Source organism: Halobellus sp. EA9 (assembly GCF_051195055.1).
Classification (GTDB): domain Archaea; phylum Halobacteriota; class Halobacteria; order Halobacteriales; family Haloferacaceae; genus Haloquadratum; species Haloquadratum rubicundus.
On the sequence record NZ_JBNTJW010000009.1, the window covers coordinates 90940 to 112441 of the forward strand.

A 21502-nucleotide genomic window follows, 5' to 3' on the forward strand; every position below is an offset into this window, starting at 1 on the left:
GTTAGTGGATTCCTCGATCAAACTCCATCCCACGGTCGTCACTCGCCGATTCCGCTGTCGCTCCACCTGGGTCATTCTCTGTCCGACGATACGACGGCGTGCCGCCATCGTTTCCTCTATGTCCACCGCGGGCAGCCGCTTTTTGCGCGACGGCGTGGCCAGCGGCGGCCTTCGGCCCCCACCGAGCGGCGGTCGTCGCGACGCCGGCGCCACCGACGTAGGCTCCAGCGGCGACACCGCCAACGAGTGCTGCGCCTTTCGTTGCACCGCCGACGACTTTGGCCGTCAACGGGGTCGCGTATTTGAACGTCTTCCACGTGATGTAGAGGGCAACCAGCGGGAGGGACGCAGCGACGAGATATTTGAGGAACGCAGTTCCTGGTGTGAGCGTCCCACCGCCGTAGATCAAATCGTATCCCTTGAGGACCATCGCTGCCGGGAGCGGGAGGACAGCCAACGGGACAAACCGTTTGCAGAACCCCATCGCGATATCGGATACGACCGGAATATTTCCGTAGGCCAGTGCAAATGCAATCGGCATTCCGTACAGGTAGACATAGAGCAGAATCATCCGGATGTAGAACAGCGCCTCCAGCGCCCACATCGAGATTCCACCAATCACGGCGAACAATAGCCCCAGTCCGGGGTTTGTGATGGCTGCGCCCAAGAACTGAAGCATTGCCGAGGCTACGGAGGAAAGCTCCGGCATTAGTGCAATGGTGAACCCGTCGACGAGGTAGAGTGCGAGAGTTCCAACCCAATACCACGTAATGATTAGAAAAGCACCGACCCAGGCCGTCTTCTTCGTTTTTCGGGCTTCGTAGGTACTTCCAATATTGAAGATCCGAACCGTGTGACGGCCCTGAACACTCATCACGAGGAGCAAGAGGGCAACCAGCATAATTTCGCCGCCGATGAGAGCATCGTGAATCGCTGGCCAGGGTGCGTTGGTTGGTTCACCGAAGACAAATGCTCCGTTCGTCTCTGGGGCCGGGGTTCCGAACATTCCCTCAGTCAGAGTCTCATACCCCGATCTGAGACCGTCCATGAACAGCCCGATGAACCAATCAACGACGCCTTTGATACCCTCAAGAACGACGTCAATGAGATCAACCATCGTCAGGCCTCCGTGATCGTGACCTCACAGTCTGTCATCTCGTCAGACCCGGAATACCGGACATTGTAGGTACTCGTGACCCGATTGCCACTGACCTGAGTCTCGACGATAACCGTGAACTGCCCGCTGTTACCATCTGGGGAACACCCCATTCCGTCTTCACTCTCTGAACCGAACGGGAACGAATTACTGAACAGGTCGACCGTCTCACCAGGGGAGACTACTACCCGGTCGGTTTCGTGCATTCCACTGCCTCTGGGGTTCTCAATTGGATTGGGAACGTCCCCGGAGAAGATTAGTTCAGTTATCGCTTCCGGACCACTTCCTGTGTTCTCTACTGTAACGAATGCCTCGCCATTCTTGATCCGGTCCGTCTCGCTCTCGCCATAGACTTCGTCCCACGGCTTATCTGGATTATTCCGATAGAGTCCAACATCCTGTATCTGGATCTCTGGACGCAGTTCAGTCGTGGTCTCGACTACTGTCCCCTCACCCTTCAACGCGAGTACCCGGTACTCACCGGGCGCATACGCGGTGCCAATCTCGAATGAGACCTGTTGAGCACCCGCAGCTACGTCACGCTTCCCGAATAACTCGCCGTTCGGTTGGATGAGGTTGACTTGGTCGACGTCGGCCTCTTCGGAGAGTTCGACGACGAGTGTTGTCCCCTCGACAGCGATACGCGTGAGTGGGCCGTTGCTATCTGGAGAAGTCGTTCCGTCACCAGGCGTCCCAGAACCGCCATTGTCGTTCAGACAGCCAGCGACGCTTACGAGCGCAGCACCTGCGACTGTTCTGAGGGCGGTTCGCCGACTGATGTGTGGGTGGTTTCTAGTCATGGACTATGGGTTCCGTTGGAAGATGTCTTCTGGACCGAGCATTCGGAGGAGCCGCTTCCCTGCGTAGAACATCACAAGAAACGGGATGAGCTGCCAGCCGACCTCGAAAATGAACGCGAACCAACCGTCGATGGTGCCGAGCGGATGCCACCGAGCAGTTGCCGTCGCACTCACATACGCGGGGTCGTGCCCGAGCCACGAGCCTGGGTGGTACCGAGCCGTGTAGATACCCGGCTCGTTGATTGTCACAATCGCTACCCCGGAGGCGTTGGTCTCAACACGTTGCTCCGCGACGGTGATGTACCCGTTGCGAGTGGTCCCACCGATTGGATATTGTCGGTCGGGATCGCTGAGCACGATTGGTGCGCCGGTCTCGTTGTCCCGAAGTTCGATGCGAAGCGTGGCCTGGCTTTCGTTCTGCTGGAGCACCTCAACAGTCAGATTACTGCGCCGGAGCTGCCGCTCTGAGCCAGCGTCAGGTGCCACAATCGAGGCATTCACGCCCCGTACGATCCCCGCTACCTGGAGCGCGTCGCGGTCGACGTTCTCCGCGCGAACCGCAACACCGTACGTCGTCGTGTACGACTGGTTGACGATGTCGATGTTGATGTTCTCACCGATGGTGCCGACTGGCGACGGGCGGTCAGTCCCCCAGGTCTCGATGATCTCTGGGCCATCGCGAACTGGTTCAGCCCTCGGGCCGATCCGCGATGGATATGCATAGACGTACACGGGAATCGCGTCAGACTCGACAGTGGCGCTGTCGGTCCGGTTCGACCTGACGAGTGTATCCCAGTTGGTGTTCCGAGCGGTGTAGAACCGCCAGACGCCACGCACTCGTGCACTTCCATTCTCTGTCAGCGTGTACCCCTGCCACGGCCGGGACTGGAAGATAGCCACACCGGCGTCACCATTGGGATACTCGGCGTAGTAGGGGTACGCCGAGAGGTCGTAGATCTCGACGGCGATCGAGTCCGAGACGTTGAGCGATTCGGTTCGGTACGTGACCTCGACATCGGTCTCGTCGCCTCGGTCGATTCGCGTGGTCTTCTTCAACCGGACGCTGATCTCGGCTTCAAGCGTGAGGTTTGCACTCCAGTCATCCTCGATCTGGTAGTCGAGGGCCGGCGTGTGCGAGCCGTCACGTTCGACGATGGTTTCGCCGTCCTTCTTCAATCGAACCTCCTTGACCTCGTTATTCGCGAGCGACCACTCGATGGTCGTGTTCCCTGAAGAGCTTCCGTTCGGGACGCGAACGCGATAGTCGACGAACCCTCGCATCGTGCCGTTCGGCGCGATATAGAGCGGGGTTTCACCCGACTCCAAGTGACCTCGCGTCGACGGCTGCACTGCGAACACCGTGGCGTGGGCGTCCTCGATAAATACCCCGTCTTCGAGCGACGCGTGGCGCGGATGCACGGACGTATCCGACCCACCGGCTTCGAGATCAGCGAAATCGTTTCGCGTCCACGTTGCAGCTGTCGCCGGCGGGCGCGTGAACGTGATGTCTGTCCCGTTTGCGAGTTGGTGCATCGCGGTCCGGCTCTCGCCGTAGCGCTGCTGGTACTCCTCCTGGCTGATGTAGTTGTCCGCGTCGCGAGACCACAGCGTCGCTGATTCATTCTCTGTGAGCCCATTCCCCTCCGTGCCTGGCCGTGGCGGGCTTGCAGTAACGAGACCCGTGACTAGGCTCGTCACGAACAGGGCGGCCATTAGCACGGAGAGCTCTCGTTGTGTCATAGGGGGCTCGCGACGGGGGTGATAGTCGTCTACCAGGGGGCGAGGTCGACGCACTGCGCCAGTGGGAGGTTCATCATCGACCCAGCGACAGTGTAGAGTGGTCCGAGGGCGACGAGGACGACCGCAGACTTCATCGCGGAGCGCTTGTGGCGCTTGAGTCCCTTCTTCTGGTCGGGCGTGATCGTGAACATCTCGATGAGGGAGTCGGCCTGCCACACGACTGCGAGGCCGACAATACCCAACGCCGTGGTCAGCTGGAAGAAGCCCTCGATCATGCTGGGGAGGTTGTCTGCGCTACAGACGGCGTTGGTCTGTGCTGCCACGGGGTCGACCACGAACAGGCTGAAGAGGATCACGCCGATGGCGCCCCGTCGCGTTATCGTACCGACAGCTGTTAGCTTAGGATCGGCTCCAGTTTCAGCGGGAGAGTAGTTGGTCTCCGGTGACATCTTGATTACGTCTCGTCCCGTCCTTTGGTCGTTGATCGAGACTGCTGCTCATCGACTAATGCTTGCAACTCCGCGAAACGGTCCGTGTCGTTAGTGATCTCGTCCAAGCTATAGCCCTTTGCACGCGCTTGCTCGAGGAGCGCTCGGAGTTCGGTCGCGTCGATATCTCGAAGCTCCATCTCCTCGCGCAGCGCTTGGCGGTAGAGGGCCGAGGCGTTGATATGGTCGTGCCACGCGAGGAACAACTGGTCGATGTCTTCGATGGTGACTGATCGCGTGATCATATTTGCGGGGACTCGGTTGCACCGATTGGCTGACGGTGCGTACGTGCAGCCAAAGCGGGGGATAATAAACCGCTTCTGTCGTTGAATATGAATTAACGCGAAATAAATCCATTTTATCCAACAAGAAGTTCATAATCGAATATCTACGATAGAGCGGACACTCATCAGTAAAAAATTTCGACATCGTAAACGCACGCGATGGGGATCGCAGAAATCCAGTTCAGAGGGCTTGAAGCACGGCCATTGGGAATCACTCGATTTCGATGACCTTTCCGTCCCCCTCCTGAAGTCGATCCCGGATTTCGGCCAGCAGTTCTTGGCCCTCATCGTAGAGTTCACGGCCCTCCTCAATCGACATCTCCTCCGCATCGAGCTGGTCGATAATCTCCTCGACGCGATCCATCCGGCGTTTGATGTCGGAATCCTTCGGCATTCTCAGATCACTCCTAACCAGAGTGCGGTGATGAGCAATAGCAGCAAGAGGAGGACAGCAATCGCGGCCTTGTAGTAGACCGGCGGAAGGCCCTCGGGAGCGGTCGCCTCCTCGATTGCCTCGGCCAGTTCCTGTTCGTGTTCGTGCTCCTGCTCGAAGGTCTCGTAGGCGGCCTCCAGCTGGTGCTCCAGCGGCTCGATCTCACTGGCGAGGAAGTCATTCCGGGACTTCGCGATATACTCGCCGGCGGCGGTCGGCGTGATCGCGGCCATATCCGCAACCCGATCCGCGATCAGCCGGTCGTCAGTATGGCCGATGGCAGTTACGATCGGCGTGTTCGCGGTGAAGATCGCTTCCGCGACCCGTTCGGTATTGAATGCTTGGAGGTTCGAATCGCTCCCGCCACCGCGGCCGACGATGATCGCATCGACGTCCTCTGACTGGTCCAGATGGTGAATCCCGTTCGCGATGGACGTCGGTGCCTCCGACCCCTGGACGGTCGCATCCTTGACCAGGATATCGACGGTAGGGTCCTGGTCGTGGATCGCGCTCTGGATGTCGTAGCGAGCGTCGCCCCGGAGGGAGGTCACGACACCGACTCGCTCTGGGAACGCCGGCGGACGTTGTTTCTGCTCGTCGTCGAACCAGCCACGCTCTTCGAGTTCGCTTCGCAGTCGCTCGACGGCGGCCGCCTGGTCGCCGTCGCCGACGACGATCACCTCCCACGGCTTGAGGTCGATTTTCCCGCCCTCCGTCCAGTAATCGATATCACCCTCGAGGATGACTTCGGTCCCGTCCTCGAGCTCGGCATCCATATTCCGGTAGCGGTTCGCCCAGATCATACAGGGGAGCTCCGCGTCGCCGTCAGTGAGGGTGAAATAGAGCGCCGTACTGTTCTGATGGAGATCCGTGACTTCGCCAATACAGCGGACACCGTCGAGGGCAGGCGCATCCTCGATGACCGACACAATCCGGTCGTTCAGCTGTGACACGCTGAGGACTTCGCCTGTCTCAGGGTCGACCGCCCGCCGTTTAGTATCCGGTGCGTCCGCCATATACGTCTAATAACGTTTGAGCAAGAAACTCAAAAAGCTACGTCCGAGTGACGGGTCTCCTATGACACCCCAACTACAGGTCGCGAGACTGGATACTCTTCCGGTCGTTGGCTTCAGCCCGCTCCGCGGTGTCGTCTAGCAGTTCGACGATCGCATTCTGTTCGCGTCATCAATCGAGGAGGGTACGTAGTAGACTGGCGCTGGATGGTGAAGATACTGCACTCGCCGAGCGATTGATACACTGCCGTCGCTAAGGGTACTCTATCGGATTGAGCCAGAATAGCCGCTATGAGTGATCTTACAGCTACCATTCGAGTCCAATCACCGGATCTCGCTTTGACCGAGACAGTCGCGAATACTGACGCGGCGACCATCAAACCAGTATCAAGCGCTGGGACGGCTCCAAACCTCGGTGCGTATCTGTTTACCGTCCGGACGGACGATTTCGAGCAGTTCGAAACAGCTCTGGAACGCGACCACACGATCGATTCGTTCGAGCGCGTCGTCGAACGCGGGCCTGAAGCCGTATACAGTTTCCAGTACGACTCCGAGGCCACGGTGTTTTCGGCGGCGATTTCCGCGGTCAACGGGGTGTCCCTTGATTGGACCAACGATGATACAGTGTGGATTGTTCGGGTGTGGCTTCCGGATCGAGAAGCTCTCGAATCTCTGTGGGACTACGCGGTCGAACACGATGTCGAATTCACGCTTGATCGCGTGTATGATTATGCGGGGATCGACGAGGCCGATTCAGCACTAACTAAAGACCAACGAGAGATCCTGCTTCTGGCTTTGGAGATGGGATACTTTGAGGAACCCCGAACAGCGACGCTGAGCGAGGTCGCAGCTGAACTTGGGATCTCACAACCCGCGGCCGGTGGGCGACTGCGACGAGGTCTTCGACGGCTCGTCGAATCTGCGGTTGCAGCACCAGCCGAGAAACTGAGAGACTAACGATCGGAGCCTCTCCGAATACCAGTATAAATACGGCTTATACAGATAAGAAGTGGGCTCTCAGTCGTGGCGAGGCTACAACTAAGTAGCAATGCATACCAAACCGCCGACGATAACTCGAGTTGAACATACTGAGAACGACTTCCCCGACCACTGTATGCCTGGGATGCCCTCTGACACATTGGTAGTGATTGGCCGCCGGACTCTCAAACTACTTACTCGCTACGAGTAACGGGAGAGGTTTCTTTTATAATATCCTCCTGACGGGGTGTAATATGGAGGACTTTTGATCGTAGGGAGACCAGTAGACCAGTAGTCAGTGAGGTAATACAAATGGTGCGGAAGTAGTGAAAATTTATATCCTATGTGAATTGATATTTCAAACAATTATTGTATAGATTGATAGATACTAGGTATGGAGTCGCCTCAGCATCGATGGAGAAGTAATGAACGCATTCGATGAAACCGAAATTTAGGGTATAGACCACGCTATTACGGATAAATCGATCTAAGAGCGCCTTTGCTAGACTGTAGATAAGTCTTTTTTAACGTGATTGTGGATCATCGACAGTTTATATTTGAAGAAATCCTCTAAGAAATATATTCTACTATAAAATCCGAGTTGAAAGAGACAAGTGAGTGTAGATTCAGGCTGCGACGTCGGGAGCACCGCCCTCGGTATCGCTCGTGTCTCCCAGCCGATTCTCGATCGCACCCAGCGAGATGTCCAGGGTAATAGCCAGCAGCGCGCCGGGGATCGCGCCGGCGAGTATCTGGGGGTTGTTGAACAGTTTGATGCCGGTGATGACCCAATCGCCGAGCCCACCGGCACCGATGAAGAACGCGAGGTAGGCGTTCCCAACATTGATCACGGCGCTCGTTCTGATACCAGCGAAGATTATGGGCATCGCCAGTGGAAGTTGTACCTTCCGCAGCATCTGATTGTCAGTCATTCCCACACCGCGAGCCGCCCGGAGAATGTCGTCCTCAACCTGCTCAATCCCGGTGATCGTGTTCAGGAGGATGGGTAACAGCCCGTAGATCCACATCGCGAAGATGCCGGCTCGCATACCGATTCCGATGATCGGGAAAACGAGTGCGATGACGGCCAGCGGAGGAATCGTGTGGAAGATGTTTCCGATCTGCAGTGCGTACCCTTTGAACGTCTCGTTGCGCGTCGCGATGATACCGACCGGAACAGCGACCGCGATGGCAGCGGTCTCCGCGACGACGACCATAAATATGTGCTCTTTGAGTAATTGAATAAATGTCGTAAAGTTGCCGAAGAGATAGTCGGCGGCAGCGACAAAGATACTACTCATTATTATGAGAGCCTCTCTTTTAGATCCGATTCGGTGATGACACCGATCACTTCGCCACCCTTGGTGACTGGGACCGAACTGGCGTTACCCTGATACAGTTTTGTCAGGGCGACGTGGGTCGTCTCCGTGCTGTCGACAGTCGCTATGTCCTCACCGTCTGGGGGGAAGTCGTAGCCGTGATCCTCTGCGGCGAGTTCCGAGACGGATTTGCCCGTGACGCTGTTTTCGGTGTTCATTACGTCGGTGACGCTGACGAATTTCAGTTCCTTGAGGAACTGGTCGGAGCCGAGGAAGTCCCTGACGAACTGATTGGCGGGATTCGTGAGGATCTCTTTGGGCGTGTCGTACTGGACGATTCCGCCTTCGTTGTAGATGGCGATTCGATCGCCCATTTTGAGCGCTTCGTCAATGTCGTGGGTGACGAAGAGGATGGTTGTGTCGATCTGTTCTTGGAGGTCGAGGAACTCGTTTTGGAGTTTCTCGCGGGTGATCGGATCCAGTGCCCCGAAGGGCTCGTCCATAAGCATTACTTCCGGATCGGCAGCCAACGCCCGGGCGACGCCGATCCGCTGACGTTGGCCACCTGAGAGCTCACCCGGAAATTGGTCACGGTAGGTGTCTGCTGGCATTTCCACCAGATTCAGTAACTCGTCGACGCGATCGTCGATCCTTGCCTGGTCCCAGCCCAGCAGCTTCGGAACAATACCGACGTTCTCTGCGACAGTCATATGATCGAACAGGCCGATCTCCTGGATGACATATCCGAAGCGACGACGGAGGTCAATCTTGTCGATGTCTTGAATATCTTGGCCATCGAACGAGATCGTTCCCTCCGTCAGTTCGATCAGTCGATTCACGAGTTCGAGCGTCGTCGTTTTCCCACAGCCCGACGGCCCCACGAACACGGTAGTGGTTCCCCGTTCGACATCGAAGGAGATGTCTTCGATGGCGACCGTTCCGTCGCCATATATTTTTGTTACGTTGTTGAATTCCAGTATTGGGTCACTCATACTGCTACCTCCCAGATTACGTCCGTCACGCGAGCACGGTTGATATCCTCGCCATTGCGAAGACGCAACAGCTGTTCGGCGACGCCAAAGCCGTAGTCGAGCGTCAGTGCCATCGCTGATAGGACGATAGTCGTGACGACCATCTTCGCGATGTCACGCGTTCGGATGCCGTCGAAGATGAAGTCGCCCAGACCGCCGGCACCGATGAACGCTCCGATGGCTGCCACGCCGACGATGATCACGACGGCGTTGCGTAGTCCCGACATAATGACCGGAAGCGCGTTGGGAAGCTGAACGTAGCGGAGTTGTTCCCACTTCGTCATACCCATCCCACGTCCGACCTTGATGGAGGCCTCGTCGACCTCCGTCAGCCCGACGTAGGTGTTCCGAATGAGGGGGAGTTGCGAGTACAGGACCAGCGAAAAGATAACCGGTGGCGCGCCGATTCCGAGCACGGGGATGAGTAGGCCGAACAGCGCGATGCTCGGGACCGTCATCGAGATGCCAGCCAGCCATAGCACGATCGACGCGGCGCGGTCGTTGAACGTGATGAGCGTCCCGATGCTGATGCCGATGACGATGGCAATGGCTATCGAAATACCAACGATTCTCGCGTGTTGGATGGTCAAATCCAGCAGATCACGCCACCGAGCCAGTACGAAGCCGAGGTAGTCGACCATACTAGATCACGTCGTTTGCCTTGAGGAACTTTTCGGCAGCGGTCGCCGCCGTTGTGTCCGTGTTAGAGATCTTCAGGACGTTCTCTTGGACGGCTTGGGTCGTCAGGACGTCCGATACCGCGTTGATCGCCGACTCGACTGTCGGATTGTTCTCGACAATGTCCGATCGGATGACAGGCCAGATGATCGACGTCGAGAAGTACCCCTTGTCATCTTCGAGCGTCTTGAGACCGTACTGGTAGATCTGGGGCTGAGTCTTCCACCCGACAGTCGCGACGGCGTCGCCCGAGTTCAGGATCTGGTAATTCAGTCCACCGTATCCGACCTTTTTGACGTTCACCTTGTCCCACCTTTCCTGTGGGATGTTGTATTCTTCTAGCAGGTTCGGCAGCCCGTCCTGTCGCTGGGCGAATTCGGCATAGGTGACGAACGTGAAGTCGGTGCTGTCGTTCCGGACATAGCTCGCGAAGTCGGAGATGGTCTCGATGTTGTGCTTTTTCGCCCACTCCGGTCTGACTACGATGGTCCAGACGGCGTTTGCCTGACTCGGTTTCAGTAGCGTCAGGTTGGGATGTTCCTCCTCGAAGAGGGTAGTGAGTTTCTGGATCATCTTCTCACGGGTGGGTACGACGGACTTCTTCCCGTGAATCTGGTTCCATTGAGTATTCGAGTACGTCCAGTAGTGGTCGATGGAGCCATTTGTCAACGCTCGCCAGACCTGGGCGGTGCCGCCAAGCCCGGTCTCGTCGACCACGTCGGCGTTCTCGGCGTTAGCTCGGATGGATTGCATCGAAAGCGCACCGAAGAACTCCTGTTCAGTGAACCGCTTGGATCCAACCTTTACTGAGACCTGCTGTGGACCGCTCTCGGTGCTTCCCCCGCCCGAATCTGTGTTATTGTTGCCATTTCCACCGGTACATCCGGCGAGACCGGTTACTCCAACAGTTCCAACGATTGCTCCACTCCGTAGTAGTGCGCGTCTTGTTGACCTCATTGCTAACACCCTTCAGTCCAAGATGTATACAGTAGTACTTATAATTTTTGGTCAGTTTTTGATTATCTATTCAATTTGCCATAGATCAGGCCGACAGTACTACCCTCAGTGTGCGACGGGAACAAACCGAATCGTCTACCGACGGTTATCTCAGGGAAAGACAATCAGATGCATAACCGGTGTAGCCTTGGCACACGGTCTTTATTAGCAAGAGGAATATCTTGGCCGCGCGAATTGTATCAGTCGAGGGCCCCCGTAGTCTTTGGATTCAATCGTTCACCGAGTGTTCTTAACACCCCCGTCGACGACTAGCGATGACGCATTAACATAACTGGCGAGGTCGCTCGCCAAGAAGAGCGCGGCTTTCGCGATCTCTTCGGGACGACCTTGACGTTCCAGTGGAATCGTATCGAGTCTCTCTTGTCGCTTTTCTTCTTCCAAGTGCTCGTAATCCTTCACGATCTGTGCGGTTTGGATCATTCCAGGATGAATCGCATTGACCCGGATATCAGGACCCAGAGCGTCAGCCATTGCGTACGTCATAACTCTCACAGCCCCTTTCGAAGCACAGTATGCAACGTTACTTTTGGTGCCGACGTCGCCGTTTATGCTGGAGAGATTGATGATGTTCCCACCACCTGTCTCCTGCATCTTCTCAGCTGCGAACTGCGACCCGAAGTACGCTCCCTTCGAGTTGATATCCATCATCTTGCGGTAGTCGCTCTCGGTAACGCTAAACAGATCCTCATTGTGAGCGAATACCCCGGCGTTGTTCACCATCACGTCGATACCACCGTACTCGTCAGCTTGCTTCACGGCCGCCCGGAGATCATCGTTCGAGGTCACGTCGCAATTCACGAAGGATGCTTCCGAGGAGGTTTCCTCAACGATCAGTTCGTGGGTGGGAGTCCCTCCGAGACGCGGTTCTTCTTGAATGTCCGCGACGACGACGTCCGCTCCGTGTTCGGCGAAGGTACGCGCAATCGCCCGCCCGTTGCCGCTCGATGCGCCGGTAACCACAGCTGCCTTCCCACTCAGTAAATCTGGCATCGTCATAGAGTTCGACACCTAATTAATAAATTTTTGTCTTAGTGTCGGAAGTAGTATGTTTGTTCTATCGTCTATCAGTCGCTATCGACGAAGAATTAGCCTGCAAAAAGGAGTTGGGGGGCCGTCCGTTCAGCAGTCGCAGGGGGCCGATACCCGGATCACATCCACGTGAGCTCTTCGGGCTCTTTGGTGGGTTCGACGTTCTTCATCGAGTCGAATATCTCGAGAACGTTCTCCGTGAGCGGCTGCGAGTAGAAGCCCCCAGCATCCTTGGTATTGGCGCTGTAGGACGTCTGCGTGAACGTCAGCATCGAGCCGAAGAACGGCGCTATATATCGCCCCAGGATCCCGTGCTCGCCATGACTCATCATAATGTAGTCCGCGTCGAGATGGCGGTCCATCAGCACACAAGCCTGGAACGTGTCGAGGAGGTCTTCCCAGCTTCGGTCGACACTCACGAGTTTCACCATATCTGCACCGAGATCATCGAAATCTTTAGCAATCTCCAACGCCTCCTGCGGTTGGAGGTGGACGCGGGCGTGAGTCGACGTCTGCACTTCGGCACCCATCTCCTGGAATTCCTCGATTTCGGCTTTTTGTCGTTCCCACGCTTCAGAATCCCTTGGGGGCGCCGTTTCCTGCGGTGGGCCCTCGCTCTTTAGGGAGTAGTCGGCTGCCTCTTCGGAGAACAGTTCGGGCCCGGACGTCGGATCGTACGTGTCCCCAACATAGTCGATGGATTCCGCGCCGGCACGGACTGCCATCCGGAGGATATCTTGACGTTCCTCGTCGGAGATATCAATCGTCTCGCCGGCGAAGTTCCACCGGTAGTATATCGCCATCACCGGCTTGGACGTGCAGTTGAAGATCTGGCTTAGATCTTCTTCATTGAGATACTCCTCCCGGAGTCCGTGCGTTCCGTCACCCATCAGAGTCACGACGAACGAATCCGCGCCTCTGTGCTCGGATTCTTTGATCACGCTGATCGCCTCGGCAGGCGTCTCTTCGTAGACGCCTACACAGGTGAACGGCTGTTCTAGGTCTGTGAAGTTCTTCTGCTCACCCATACCACGAGAGTCAAACTACCACAATAAAAATCTTATGTAAGTTAGCGTATGATTGGCGGTGAGAGGTGACTGATAGACTACTATTTGGACAGCCACGGTATCCTCACTTCCGACTACAACCTACTGACCTCCCTCTACCGCACGTGCAAGTATGTATCTCCCTGTAGAGCTGATCCTCCGCTACAGGCATACAAATTTACCTTTGGTGGATTTTATATGAGTATGAATGATCAACATTTCCGGCTTGGCTATAATGATGGATATCAGAACACGATAAACCGACAAGTGAGAGCCTTTGGTAGTGATTATCAAGCGTATCGGCAATCAAAGAACCGGAAAGTGGCAGTCCGGTTCTAAGGGCAATACGGAGTTCCGCGATTCAGTCGTTCTCGCCCTATGAGCCCCCGGATTCGTTAACCGGGATAGTGTGAATAACAGTAGTACGTTTGTGATTTAAAAGTCTCTGCGTCATTCGCCGTTGAAATAACAGTAGTACATTTGTGATCCAATGATCGATTGGAGGACCTATTGATATTTAAAGTCCACGTGACGTATATCCACAGGTATCTTTCTCACCAAAACGAGGTTCAGATGGCTCACTTGAGCCGCGTCTCAAGTTTCTCGATATGTTCATCGAGGATGTCGGTGAACCGCTCTTCGAATCGTCCTTTCTTCGTCCGGTAGGTGGGACCGGCGATGCTTATGGCGCCAAGTACGGCGCCGCTCGGCTTTTTCGCCGCTTGGCCTATCGCGTACACCCCCTCCTGGTCCTCCCCGCGGTTGAGGGCGTATCCCCGTTCTCGTACTTCGTCCAGTTCGTCCTGCAGCCGTTCACGCGAAGTGATCGTTTTCTCTGTCTGCTCCGGGAGGCCCCAACGATCGAGGATGAATTCCACGCGCTCTTCGGAATAGTTGGCAAGGATCGCTTTGCCCGCCGCGGTGGTGTGGAGATACATCCGCTCTCCGACGGTGAAGTACGTGTCCACCTCGGTCGTGGCGTCGACCTCGGGGCGCAGATATCTGCCCAATCCGTTCTCCTCGACGGTGAAACTCGTCTCGAAGTTGGTCCTCTCATCTAGATCGTTCGTGACCTCGATTGCGTGCCGATACGCCGGATCTCTTGTTTTCGCGTGTTCCCCGAGCTTAGCCAGTTTCAGACCCGGCTGGTAGATATCGCCTTCAGTAGTGAGATACCCCGCCCTTCGCAAGGTGTGTAAATGGTTGCTCGCGGCACTCTCGGAAATGCCCAGCCGATCGGCGATCTGCGACACGCGCGCGCCTTCCAACTCCACCACTGCGTCGACGATTTCGAGAGTCGTTGACGACGACTTCAGGATCCGACCCGATTCTTGCGTTCTCATATGCTAGAAATTGAACTACAACCATATAAAATCCACTTCTGGTAAATGTAAGCGGTCGGAAACTACTTTTCAGTATCGGTGGCTGAGGGTGCCGTCTGATACTCCAGATCTATGAGGATGTGTCCAGGGCTCCGATATCGCTTTCGCGGATATCTACGACAATAGATTTATCACATAAGAATCCAACGGGTGGCGTATGCGTGTTGGTCGGTTTACCGCAGACGGAGAAGACCGTATTGGGCGATTCGAACAGAACGAAGTGATCGACGTGACTCCAGCGGCCGAGTCCTTTGCCGAAGCGCTGGCTCAGACAGAGGCCGTCGCGGAGTGTGATGGTGAGAGCTACGATCTCAACGAGATATCGTATCTCCCGCCGACGACGAGCCGGAATTCCGTCTTCTGTGCGGCGCTTAATTATCAGAAGCACGCCGAAGAATCGGGTCGATCGGTCCCGGAACGACCGTACCTGTTTCTCAAGTTGGCGCGGTCGCTCGTCGGACAACACGAGCCCATTTCGTACCACAACACGGTCACAAGCGAGATCGATTACGAAGGCGAACTGGCGTGCGTGATCGGCAGCCCGTGTCGGCACGTCTCCACTGAAGAAGCACTCGAGTACGTCGCGGGATACACGATTCTGAACGATGTCTCAGCCCGAGACCTCCAGTTGTCCTTCTCCTACGAGAACGACGATATGATCGATTGGTTCGCTGGGAAAGCGATGCAGTCGACGACGCCGATCGGGCCGTATGTGGTCTGTGACGAGATCGACGATCCGCAGAACCTCTCGATCGCGTCGCGGGTCAACGGGGAAACGCTACAAGACGAGAACACGGAGATGATGATCTACTCCGTCGCCGAACTGGTCTCCTACATCTCCTCGCTGGTCGAACTCCAGCCAGGCGACGTGATTGCCACCGGCACCCCGGAAGGAGTCGGCGTGTTCCAGGACATCAGTCTGGAGCCCGGCGACGAGGTCGAGGTTGAGGTCGAGGGAATCGGAACGCTACAAAACACGGTGTCAGAAGCCGAGTAGAACTCCCAGATAGCGGGTTCTCTGATCGAATTCTACGTCAATCGGGGCGATAGAGGACCCCTGCTAGAAAAACTTATATATGGGTGGAGCGGGAACGCTGCTCACGATGTCAGAGAACGTGATACTCACAGGCACTGTTTTACCGGACTCGGACGTCGAGAAAGAAATTGTAGAGGAAGCAGGCGCGAATTTGCGGATCGAAGACGTCTCCTCGAAGGAAGAGCTGATCGAGTCAGCGACGGATCCTATCGGTATTATGACAATCGAGACCGAGATCGACGAATCGGTTATGGACGCGTTCCCCAACCTGGAGTTCATCTCCGTCCACGGAATCGGCGTCGATATGGTGGATGTGGAGGCGGCGACGGACCGTGGGATTCCGGTGTTCAACACGCCGCATTACTGCCTCGAAGAGGTGGCGACACACACGATGAGTCTCATCCTGGCGTGTGAACGGCGGATCTGTCAGTACAACAGCGATGTCAAATCCGGCGGATGGGACTATAAATTGGAGGGCCCAATCACCCGTCTGAGCACCAAAACAGTCGGCGTTGTCGGTCTCGGCGACATCGGTCTGGAGGTCGTAAAGCGCATCAGGGGATTCGGCGTCGATATCGTCGGCTACGATCCGTACGTCTCCGAGGAAGAGATAGACGAATACGGGGTTGAGAAAGTTGATTTCGACAGCCTCTGTGAGAGAGCGGATATCATTACGGTCCACACGCCGCTGACCGAATCGACTCGACACTTGCTCGACGCGTCGGCGTTCGACACGATGCAGTCCGGCGTCACCCTCGTCAACGCCGCTCGCGGTGGAATCATCGATCAGACGGCACTCTATGAAGCCCTAGAGGACGGTACCGTTTCGTACGCCGGATTGGACGTATTGGAGAGCGAACCGCCAGAAGACGACCGTATCCTGAATCTAGACAACGTTGTCATTACACCGCACGCCGCGTGGTACTCGGAGGATGCACTGACGGAACTCCAACGCACAGCGGGGGAGAACGTCGCCACGTTCCTCAACGGCGACGTGCCGGATTACGTGGTGAACCGCGACGTCGTCGCGTAACGACGGTCGTTCCTGAGTCCGGCACTTCTCGCCGGGAAAGTCGAATTTCTTCCAGAGCTCAGTATCCAACCGATCGCCTGAAAGTTAGATACTCTCACCTGCTTTGCGCCATTTAACTTAAACGGGTTATACATATAGGCCAATTCGATTTTATCCTCTCTAACGTATGGCATAATATGACACGGTGGAACAACGGTAGCGGCGAAGTCGGAGCCGTGAGCGCCGATATCACCGACGAAACGAACGCACTTCCCACGAAGTACTTCACCGATCCGGACGTCTTCGAGATGGAGAAAGAGAAGGTCTTCGGGCAGTACTGGGTCTATGCAGGTCACGAGAGCGCGATCCGGGAGCCTGGCGCGTACTTCACACGGACAATCGGTGACAAACAGATCATCGTCACACGCGACCACGACGGCGACGTCCGCGTGTTCTACAACGTCTGCGCGCACCGCGGCTCGAAGATGCTTGAGGACACGCCGATGACAGACCCCGGAACCCTGAATCGGATCACCTGTCCGTACCATCTGTGGGCCTACGAGCTCGACGGCGATCTCGCGAGCACGCCGGAGAGTTTCGAGAAAGCGACCCTAAACCCCGATATCGACGACGACGAAATCCCGGACCTCGATCCGGAGGAGAACGGTCTGATGGAAGTGACCACCGACTCGATCGGCCCGCTCATCTTCGTCAATTTCGCCGACGAACCTCGCCTCTCGCTCGAAGAACAGGCGGGATCGATGAAATCCGATCTCGAGAAGCTACCGATCGGCGATTACCAACTCGCGCGACGGTACGTCTCCGAGATCGAGTGCAACTGGAAGACGTTCGGCAGCAACTACTCGGAGTGCGACCATTGTGCCGCGAACCATCAAGACTGGATCAGCGGGGTCGAAGTCGGGGATTCGGAACTGGAGGTCAACGATTACCACTGGATCCTCCACTACAAATACACTGAGGAGCTGGATGACGAGGTGCGCATCCACGAGGAAGAAGAAGGGAAGTTCTACTACTTCTGGCCGAATTTCACGTTCAACCTCTATGGGACCGCGGACGGTTACGGGACGTACTACGTGGATCCCATCGACGAGGGCCGCATCCAGCTTGTCGCGGATTACTACTTCAAGGACACCGACCTGAGTGAAGATGAAGAGGAACTCATCCGAACGAGCCGGCAACTTCAGGAGGAGGACTTCGAGATCGTCGAACGCCAACACGAGGGCCTCAAAACTGGCGCGCTCGGACAAGGCCAACTCGGACCGAACGAACACAGCGTCCACAAGCTGCATCGGCTCGCACAGGAAGCCTACAACGCCTGATCGGTGCCGGATATGACGCAGAGCGACTCTCACGCAGGCGTCGTCACGTGTCCGACGTGTGAATTACATATCCCGGTATCCGACCCGAACGAGGCGATCGAGGTATACCGACGTCACAAGCGAGTGACCGGTCACGAAGTCGATTGGGAGCGCACCGCCATCGGCATCACAGCCGCGTCGACGGAGCTGGAAGAGGTACTTCGGGACCTCGACGAGGCAGACTCCGAAGGCGTCTCAGCCGGCGTCCTTACTGCGGCACTGTCCGCCAGGGGCGTTTCCATCAGCGAGGTACTCGACGAACTGTATGACCTCCGGATGGACGGCAGGATTCACGAGCCCACGGACGATCACTACAGCGTCCTCTAAGTGGTCCCCTGTACTTTCTGACGCATCGAAGCGACGCAACCTCCGGAAGTAAAAATCGTGACGACGTGATTCCTCACAGCGTGTGATAGCCGCCGTCGACGTGCAGTACTTCGCCGGTCACGTATGACGCTTCATCAGTGCAGAGAAACAGCGCGCTGGAAGCGACTTCAACAGGGTCGCCCCCGCGATCCATCGGAATCGGCTTGACAGTATCACCTTCTTGAATAGCTTGCTCAGCGGCCGCCGGACCCCCTTCGGACATCTGGGTAGGAATGAATCCCGGTGCGATAGCGTTCACCCGGATCTCTTTTTCTGCGAGTTCCAGCGCTGCAGTTCGAGTGATCATTAACACAGCACCCTTTGAGGCGTTGTACTCGGGGAGATTGTAATCGGCCATCGTCGAATTAATTGATGCCGTGTTGAGGATTGCGCCGGGCTCCCCGCGATCAAGCATATCCGCGGCGGCGTGTTTACATCCCAGGAGGACGCCGCGGACATTCACTGCGTGGATCCGATCGATCGATTCCGCAGTGACGTCGAACAGCGGACCGCGTGTCATTATCCCGGCGTTGTTGACCATCACGTCGACACCGCCGTAGTCACGGGCAGCCTCGATAACGGATGCGATCTGCGCGGAGTCAGACACGTCCGTGTGAACGAACGACGCTGTCCCACCGCGATCTTCGATGACCTCGTGGGTCGGAGCTGAGCCGCCATCTGGCGTCTCTTGGACGTCTGCGACCAGCACCGTCGCGCCGGCAGCCCCAAACTGGAGGGCGAGTTGTCTGCCGATGCCCGAGGACCCGCCGGTCACGATGACAGTCTCATCAGTAAAATCGTAGTTGGCGTTTGCCATACGGACCGACACCGGTCAGTGCTTATTAAAGATTGGCTGCGCTTGGCGGATTGAGCGAACGAATCCGGTTATCGCTCGGTAGTTTTTCAATCCCTCCGGCACGAAGAGCACTCGTAGGATGACGAATGAGAGGATGTTTAGGGGTCACGCCGGTCGCCAGTTGGGTCTCCACGCTACCGGACTAATGCTCGCGCTCACCGGGATGCTCGCCATTTCGCCGCTCCTTCCAGTCGTGATGGACACCTTCGAGATTTCTGCCAGCGTTTCGGGCGCTCTTATATCGCTGATGTGGATTAGTAACGCAGTCGTTCAGTATCCTGCCGGACGGTTTGCCGATCAGTTCTCCTCGCCGACGGTGCTCGTCGGGGCTGAAGCAGTCCTCATCACTGGCTTCACCGCACTTGTGGTTGCCGAACAGTTCGTGATTTTCGCTCTCGGCGTGGCCCTAATCGGCGCGGGCTTCGGTGGATTCGAAGCCGCTGGATTAGTTCACATCGGTGCCCTGTTCGACGACAATCAAGGGCGAGCGTTCGGCATCAGGGATGCCGCGGTGAATGCGGGAAGTGCGCTCTCGACGGTTCTTGTGGTCGTGTTCATCAGCTACGCTTCTTGGAAGTTGGCATTCGCCCCAATCGCACTGGGACTTGGCGTGCTAATTCTGCTGACGTCGCTATCCACTCAGAGTCCATATCAAGCGGGCCGTCCACATCTTAATCCACTCGCCGCGCTCCGGTCCGTCACCGACACACAGTCAATCATCATACTCCTCGTGACAGCCTCCACGGTGATGGTTGTCTGGCAGGGTTCGACGAGCTTTCTGCCGACCTTTCTGCACCGCGCGAAGGGGTACTCAACCGTGTATGCGGCGTATTTATTCGCCGCGTTGTTCGCCGTCGGAATTGTGGCTACGCCCGCCGCAGGCTTTCTCGGCGACCGATATGGGTATCTCCGAACTGCAATCGTGAGCACAGTCGGCGGTGCCGTGGGACTCGTTCTGCTCACGCAGGCCCGGACAGATTCCGCCGTGCTCGCTAGCATCGTCCTCTTTTCCATCGGTCTCACATCGTTTTGGCCACTCCTCTACACGTACCTTGCCGAATGGTTTGATCAAGAACGGATTGGTGCGTCGCTGGGGATTCTTCGGACCATCTTTTTCGCCGCTGGAAGTCTGGGACCGCTACTCGTGGGTGTCGTCGCCGATTCGTTCGGGTACGTACCCTCGTTCTGGCTTCTCGGAGCACTGTTCGGTCTCAGCGCAGTCGGACTAGCGTTTACCCGGGCGGTCTCGCCCACGGGGTGAGTTATGGAATCACGACGATACTCCCAACGTAATCGTTCTGGGAGAACCGTCGTTGCGCGTCGCGGATCTCCGAGAGCGGATACGTGTCGGCGAGCACCGGGTCAATCTCTTCATTTTCGATGTAGCGGATGAGATCCTCGAACTCACTTTGGGTACCCATCGTCGAACCGTAGATGTCGATCTGATTCAGATACACCGTCCGGAGATCAATCTCGGTGCTCGGTCCGGCAACGGCCCCGGCAGTCACGAGCCGCCCACCCGGTCGGAGCGTCTCGATAAGCTTCTGGAAAATTCCCCCACCGACGACATCAGCCACGACATCGAGACCGTCTTCGGTCCACGTGTCGATCGCTGCTGTGAATCGTTTCTCGTCGCGGGCGATCGTCGTGTCAGCACCGAGTTCCCGGACGGCTTCCATTTTCTCGGCAGTCGTCATACCGATGACGCGGGCACCGCGGCGCGCTGCGAGCTGGACGAGCCCGGTCCCCACGCCGCCGGAAGCCCCGGTGACGAGTATTTCGTCGTCTGCGCCGACCCCCGCACGGTTCAACATCCGCTCGGCGGTGACGTACGATGTCGGGAACGTCGCGAGCTCGGCGAACGAGAGGCTACTGTCGATCCGATGTGCGTTCTCGGCGGGGACAGCGACGTACTCTGCGTACCCGCCATCCCGCTCGCTCCCAATGAGATCCGCATTTACGAGCGCTTGGAACTCGTTGTCGGTATCGCCGTACAGCGCGTTATCAACTAATACCTTGTCGTCGATTCGGGAGTCGGGTACCTCCGATCCGATGGAAACGATAGTACCTGCGATATCCGCGCCCTGAATGCGGGGGAACTCGAGATCCCCTTTCCAGCCCTCGTCGTCAGTTCCGTACGCTGCCTTCCTAGTCCAGATATCCGTATTGTTCAGGCCGCACGCCTTGACTCTGATCAGCACCTCGTCGGTGTCGGGCTGCGGGATACGAACGTCAGTTCGATATTTCAAATTGGAAAGATCACCGTGTCCTGTCAGGAGAACAGCGTTCATACTCTCTAGTGGCATATACCGTAATGACAGATCCGAATAGAAAAATTTTGTTGATATTTCTCTGGTCGTGTTTATTTCATACGGTGAGTAATTATTTTGTGTAGGACCTGATTCGTGAGTTTTCGGTAGCCTCACTCGTCTGCGTTCCGATCAGAGTTTGACGTTAGG

At 56.6% G+C, this 21502-nt stretch carries 22 protein-coding genes; 6 read left to right on the forward strand and 16 right to left on the reverse strand.

What is annotated here, in order from left to right; all coding sequences use genetic code 11:
• Position 1: 1 nt before the first annotated feature.
• From ACQUQ0_RS12760 to xseA, 7 genes are all read right to left on the reverse strand, one after another.
• Entirely contained in the window at positions 2–1117 is a 1116-nt protein-coding gene (locus tag ACQUQ0_RS12760) for a hypothetical protein (RefSeq protein ID WP_435185555.1), read from the reverse strand.
• Between the two features lie 2 nt (positions 1118–1119).
• The gene (locus ACQUQ0_RS12765) at positions 1120–1956 is read right to left on the reverse strand and encodes a hypothetical protein (protein ID WP_435185557.1); all 837 of its coding nucleotides are present in this window, start codon (positions 1954–1956) and stop codon (positions 1120–1122) included.
• Positions 1957–1959: 3 nt separating this feature from the next.
• On the reverse strand, positions 1960–3696 hold the full coding sequence (locus tag ACQUQ0_RS12770) for a hypothetical protein (RefSeq protein ID WP_435185559.1): 1737 nt from the start codon (positions 3694–3696) through the stop codon (positions 1960–1962).
• Positions 3697–3725: 29 nt separating this feature from the next.
• Entirely contained in the window at positions 3726–4145 is a 420-nt protein-coding gene (locus ACQUQ0_RS12775; RefSeq protein ID WP_435185561.1) for a hypothetical protein, read from the reverse strand.
• Between the two features lie 5 nt (positions 4146–4150).
• The gene (locus ACQUQ0_RS12780) at positions 4151–4429 is read right to left on the reverse strand and encodes a hypothetical protein (RefSeq protein WP_435185562.1); all 279 of its coding nucleotides are present in this window, start codon (positions 4427–4429) and stop codon (positions 4151–4153) included.
• 250 nt (positions 4430–4679) lie between these two features.
• On the reverse strand, positions 4680–4862 hold the full coding sequence (xseB, locus tag ACQUQ0_RS12785; protein ID WP_435185563.1) for an exodeoxyribonuclease VII small subunit: 183 nt from the start codon (positions 4860–4862) through the stop codon (positions 4680–4682).
• A 2-nt stretch (positions 4863–4864) separates the two neighbouring features.
• Positions 4865–5917, reverse strand: coding sequence for an exodeoxyribonuclease VII large subunit (gene xseA, locus ACQUQ0_RS12790; RefSeq protein WP_435185565.1), 1053 nt, complete (start codon positions 5915–5917; stop codon positions 4865–4867).
• A 288-nt stretch (positions 5918–6205) separates the two neighbouring features.
• On the opposite strand from xseA, the gene ACQUQ0_RS12795 reads away from it, so the two are divergent.
• Positions 6206–6871 (forward strand): helix-turn-helix domain-containing protein, encoded by a 666-nt coding sequence (locus ACQUQ0_RS12795; protein WP_435185566.1) that lies wholly within the window; start codon positions 6206–6208, stop codon positions 6869–6871.
• A 647-nt stretch (positions 6872–7518) separates the two neighbouring features.
• Here the strand turns inward: ACQUQ0_RS12795 and ACQUQ0_RS12800 are convergent.
• The 7 genes from ACQUQ0_RS12800 to ACQUQ0_RS12830 form a co-directional block, all read right to left on the reverse strand.
• A complete protein-coding gene (locus tag ACQUQ0_RS12800) occupies positions 7519–8193 on the reverse strand; it encodes an ABC transporter permease (protein ID WP_435185567.1) in 675 nt (224 codons plus the stop codon).
• Between the two features lie 2 nt (positions 8194–8195).
• Positions 8196–9203 (reverse strand): ABC transporter ATP-binding protein, encoded by a 1008-nt coding sequence (locus ACQUQ0_RS12805; RefSeq protein WP_435185569.1) that lies wholly within the window; start codon positions 9201–9203, stop codon positions 8196–8198.
• Positions 9200–9883, reverse strand: a complete 684-nt coding sequence (locus ACQUQ0_RS12810; RefSeq protein WP_435185571.1) for an ABC transporter permease — start codon at positions 9881–9883, stop codon at positions 9200–9202. Before ACQUQ0_RS12810 ends, ACQUQ0_RS12805 begins: the two co-directional genes overlap by 4 nt.
• Position 9884: 1 nt before the next feature.
• Positions 9885–10877, reverse strand: coding sequence for a glycine betaine ABC transporter substrate-binding protein (locus tag ACQUQ0_RS12815; protein ID WP_435185573.1), 993 nt, complete (start codon positions 10875–10877; stop codon positions 9885–9887).
• A gap of 276 nt (positions 10878–11153) precedes the next feature.
• Positions 11154–11927 carry an SDR family oxidoreductase gene (locus ACQUQ0_RS12820; RefSeq protein WP_435185574.1) on the reverse strand — a complete coding sequence of 258 codons (774 nt, stop codon included), beginning with the start codon at positions 11925–11927 and terminating at the stop codon, positions 11154–11156.
• A 158-nt stretch (positions 11928–12085) separates the two neighbouring features.
• The gene (locus ACQUQ0_RS12825; RefSeq protein ID WP_435185576.1) at positions 12086–12994 is read right to left on the reverse strand and encodes a type I 3-dehydroquinate dehydratase; all 909 of its coding nucleotides are present in this window, start codon (positions 12992–12994) and stop codon (positions 12086–12088) included.
• A 596-nt stretch (positions 12995–13590) separates the two neighbouring features.
• Positions 13591–14355 (reverse strand): IclR family transcriptional regulator, encoded by a 765-nt coding sequence (locus tag ACQUQ0_RS12830; protein ID WP_435185578.1) that lies wholly within the window; start codon positions 14353–14355, stop codon positions 13591–13593.
• Positions 14356–14551: 196 nt separating this feature from the next.
• On the opposite strand from ACQUQ0_RS12830, the gene ACQUQ0_RS12835 reads away from it, so the two are divergent.
• The 4 genes from ACQUQ0_RS12835 (at position 14552) to ACQUQ0_RS12850 (ending at position 18148) form a co-directional block, all read left to right on the forward strand.
• On the forward strand, positions 14552–15391 hold the full coding sequence (locus ACQUQ0_RS12835; RefSeq protein ID WP_435185580.1) for a fumarylacetoacetate hydrolase family protein: 840 nt from the start codon (positions 14552–14554) through the stop codon (positions 15389–15391).
• 106 nt (positions 15392–15497) lie between these two features.
• Positions 15498–16463 carry a C-terminal binding protein gene (locus ACQUQ0_RS12840; protein ID WP_435185582.1) on the forward strand — a complete coding sequence of 322 codons (966 nt, stop codon included), beginning with the start codon at positions 15498–15500 and terminating at the stop codon, positions 16461–16463.
• A 176-nt stretch (positions 16464–16639) separates the two neighbouring features.
• On the forward strand, positions 16640–17782 hold the full coding sequence (locus tag ACQUQ0_RS12845; RefSeq protein ID WP_435185584.1) for an aromatic ring-hydroxylating oxygenase subunit alpha: 1143 nt from the start codon (positions 16640–16642) through the stop codon (positions 17780–17782).
• 123 nt (positions 17783–17905) lie between these two features.
• Entirely contained in the window at positions 17906–18148 is a 243-nt protein-coding gene (locus tag ACQUQ0_RS12850) for a hypothetical protein (RefSeq protein ID WP_435185586.1), read from the forward strand.
• Between the two features lie 73 nt (positions 18149–18221).
• On the opposite strand, the gene ACQUQ0_RS12855 is transcribed toward ACQUQ0_RS12850, so the two are convergent.
• Positions 18222–19004 carry an SDR family NAD(P)-dependent oxidoreductase gene (locus ACQUQ0_RS12855; RefSeq protein ID WP_435185588.1) on the reverse strand — a complete coding sequence of 261 codons (783 nt, stop codon included), beginning with the start codon at positions 19002–19004 and terminating at the stop codon, positions 18222–18224.
• Between the two features lie 118 nt (positions 19005–19122).
• Between ACQUQ0_RS12855 and ACQUQ0_RS12860 the strand changes: the two genes are divergently transcribed.
• Positions 19123–20304 carry an MFS transporter gene (locus ACQUQ0_RS12860; RefSeq protein ID WP_435185590.1) on the forward strand — a complete coding sequence of 394 codons (1182 nt, stop codon included), beginning with the start codon at positions 19123–19125 and terminating at the stop codon, positions 20302–20304.
• Position 20305: 1 nt separating this feature from the next.
• On the opposite strand, the gene ACQUQ0_RS12865 is transcribed toward ACQUQ0_RS12860, so the two are convergent.
• On the reverse strand, positions 20306–21349 hold the full coding sequence (locus tag ACQUQ0_RS12865; protein WP_435185591.1) for an alcohol dehydrogenase family protein: 1044 nt from the start codon (positions 21347–21349) through the stop codon (positions 20306–20308).
• Between the last annotated feature and the right edge of the window lie 153 nt (positions 21350–21502).

Coding starts and splice junctions, on each gene's coding strand:
- ACQUQ0_RS12825 (WP_435185576.1), bottom strand. CDS start 12,994: ATGGGTGAGCAGAAGAACTTCACAGACCTAGAACAGCCGTTCACCTGT.
- ACQUQ0_RS12800 (WP_435185567.1), bottom strand. CDS start 8,193: ATGAGTAGTATCTTTGTCGCTGCCGCCGACTATCTCTTCGGCAACTTT.
- ACQUQ0_RS12760 (WP_435185555.1), bottom strand. CDS start 1,117: ATGGTTGATCTCATTGACGTCGTTCTTGAGGGTATCAAAGGCGTCGTT.
- ACQUQ0_RS12810 (WP_435185571.1), bottom strand. CDS start 9,883: ATGGTCGACTACCTCGGCTTCGTACTGGCTCGGTGGCGTGATCTGCTG.
- ACQUQ0_RS12855 (WP_435185588.1), bottom strand. CDS start 19,004: ATGGCAAACGCCAACTACGATTTTACTGATGAGACTGTCATCGTGACC.
- ACQUQ0_RS12805 (WP_435185569.1), bottom strand. CDS start 9,203: ATGAGTGACCCAATACTGGAATTCAACAACGTAACAAAAATATATGGC.
- ACQUQ0_RS12815 (WP_435185573.1), bottom strand. CDS start 10,877: ATGAGGTCAACAAGACGCGCACTACTACGGAGTGGAGCAATCGTTGGA.
- ACQUQ0_RS12860 (WP_435185590.1), top strand. CDS start 19,123: ATGACGAATGAGAGGATGTTTAGGGGTCACGCCGGTCGCCAGTTGGGT.
- ACQUQ0_RS12840 (WP_435185582.1), top strand. CDS start 15,498: ATGTCAGAGAACGTGATACTCACAGGCACTGTTTTACCGGACTCGGAC.
- ACQUQ0_RS12775 (WP_435185561.1), bottom strand. CDS start 4,145: ATGTCACCGGAGACCAACTACTCTCCCGCTGAAACTGGAGCCGATCCT.
- ACQUQ0_RS12765 (WP_435185557.1), bottom strand. CDS start 1,956: ATGACTAGAAACCACCCACACATCAGTCGGCGAACCGCCCTCAGAACA.
- ACQUQ0_RS12865 (WP_435185591.1), bottom strand. CDS start 21,349: ATGCCACTAGAGAGTATGAACGCTGTTCTCCTGACAGGACACGGTGAT.
- ACQUQ0_RS12820 (WP_435185574.1), bottom strand. CDS start 11,927: ATGCCAGATTTACTGAGTGGGAAGGCAGCTGTGGTTACCGGCGCATCG.
- xseA (WP_435185565.1), bottom strand. CDS start 5,917: ATGGCGGACGCACCGGATACTAAACGGCGGGCGGTCGACCCTGAGACA.
- xseB (WP_435185563.1), bottom strand. CDS start 4,862: ATGCCGAAGGATTCCGACATCAAACGCCGGATGGATCGCGTCGAGGAG.
- ACQUQ0_RS12830 (WP_435185578.1), bottom strand. CDS start 14,355: ATGAGAACGCAAGAATCGGGTCGGATCCTGAAGTCGTCGTCAACGACT.
- ACQUQ0_RS12835 (WP_435185580.1), top strand. CDS start 14,552: ATGCGTGTTGGTCGGTTTACCGCAGACGGAGAAGACCGTATTGGGCGA.
- ACQUQ0_RS12845 (WP_435185584.1), top strand. CDS start 16,640: ATGACACGGTGGAACAACGGTAGCGGCGAAGTCGGAGCCGTGAGCGCC.
- ACQUQ0_RS12770 (WP_435185559.1), bottom strand. CDS start 3,696: ATGACACAACGAGAGCTCTCCGTGCTAATGGCCGCCCTGTTCGTGACG.
- ACQUQ0_RS12795 (WP_435185566.1), top strand. CDS start 6,206: ATGAGTGATCTTACAGCTACCATTCGAGTCCAATCACCGGATCTCGCT.
- ACQUQ0_RS12780 (WP_435185562.1), bottom strand. CDS start 4,429: ATGATCACGCGATCAGTCACCATCGAAGACATCGACCAGTTGTTCCTC.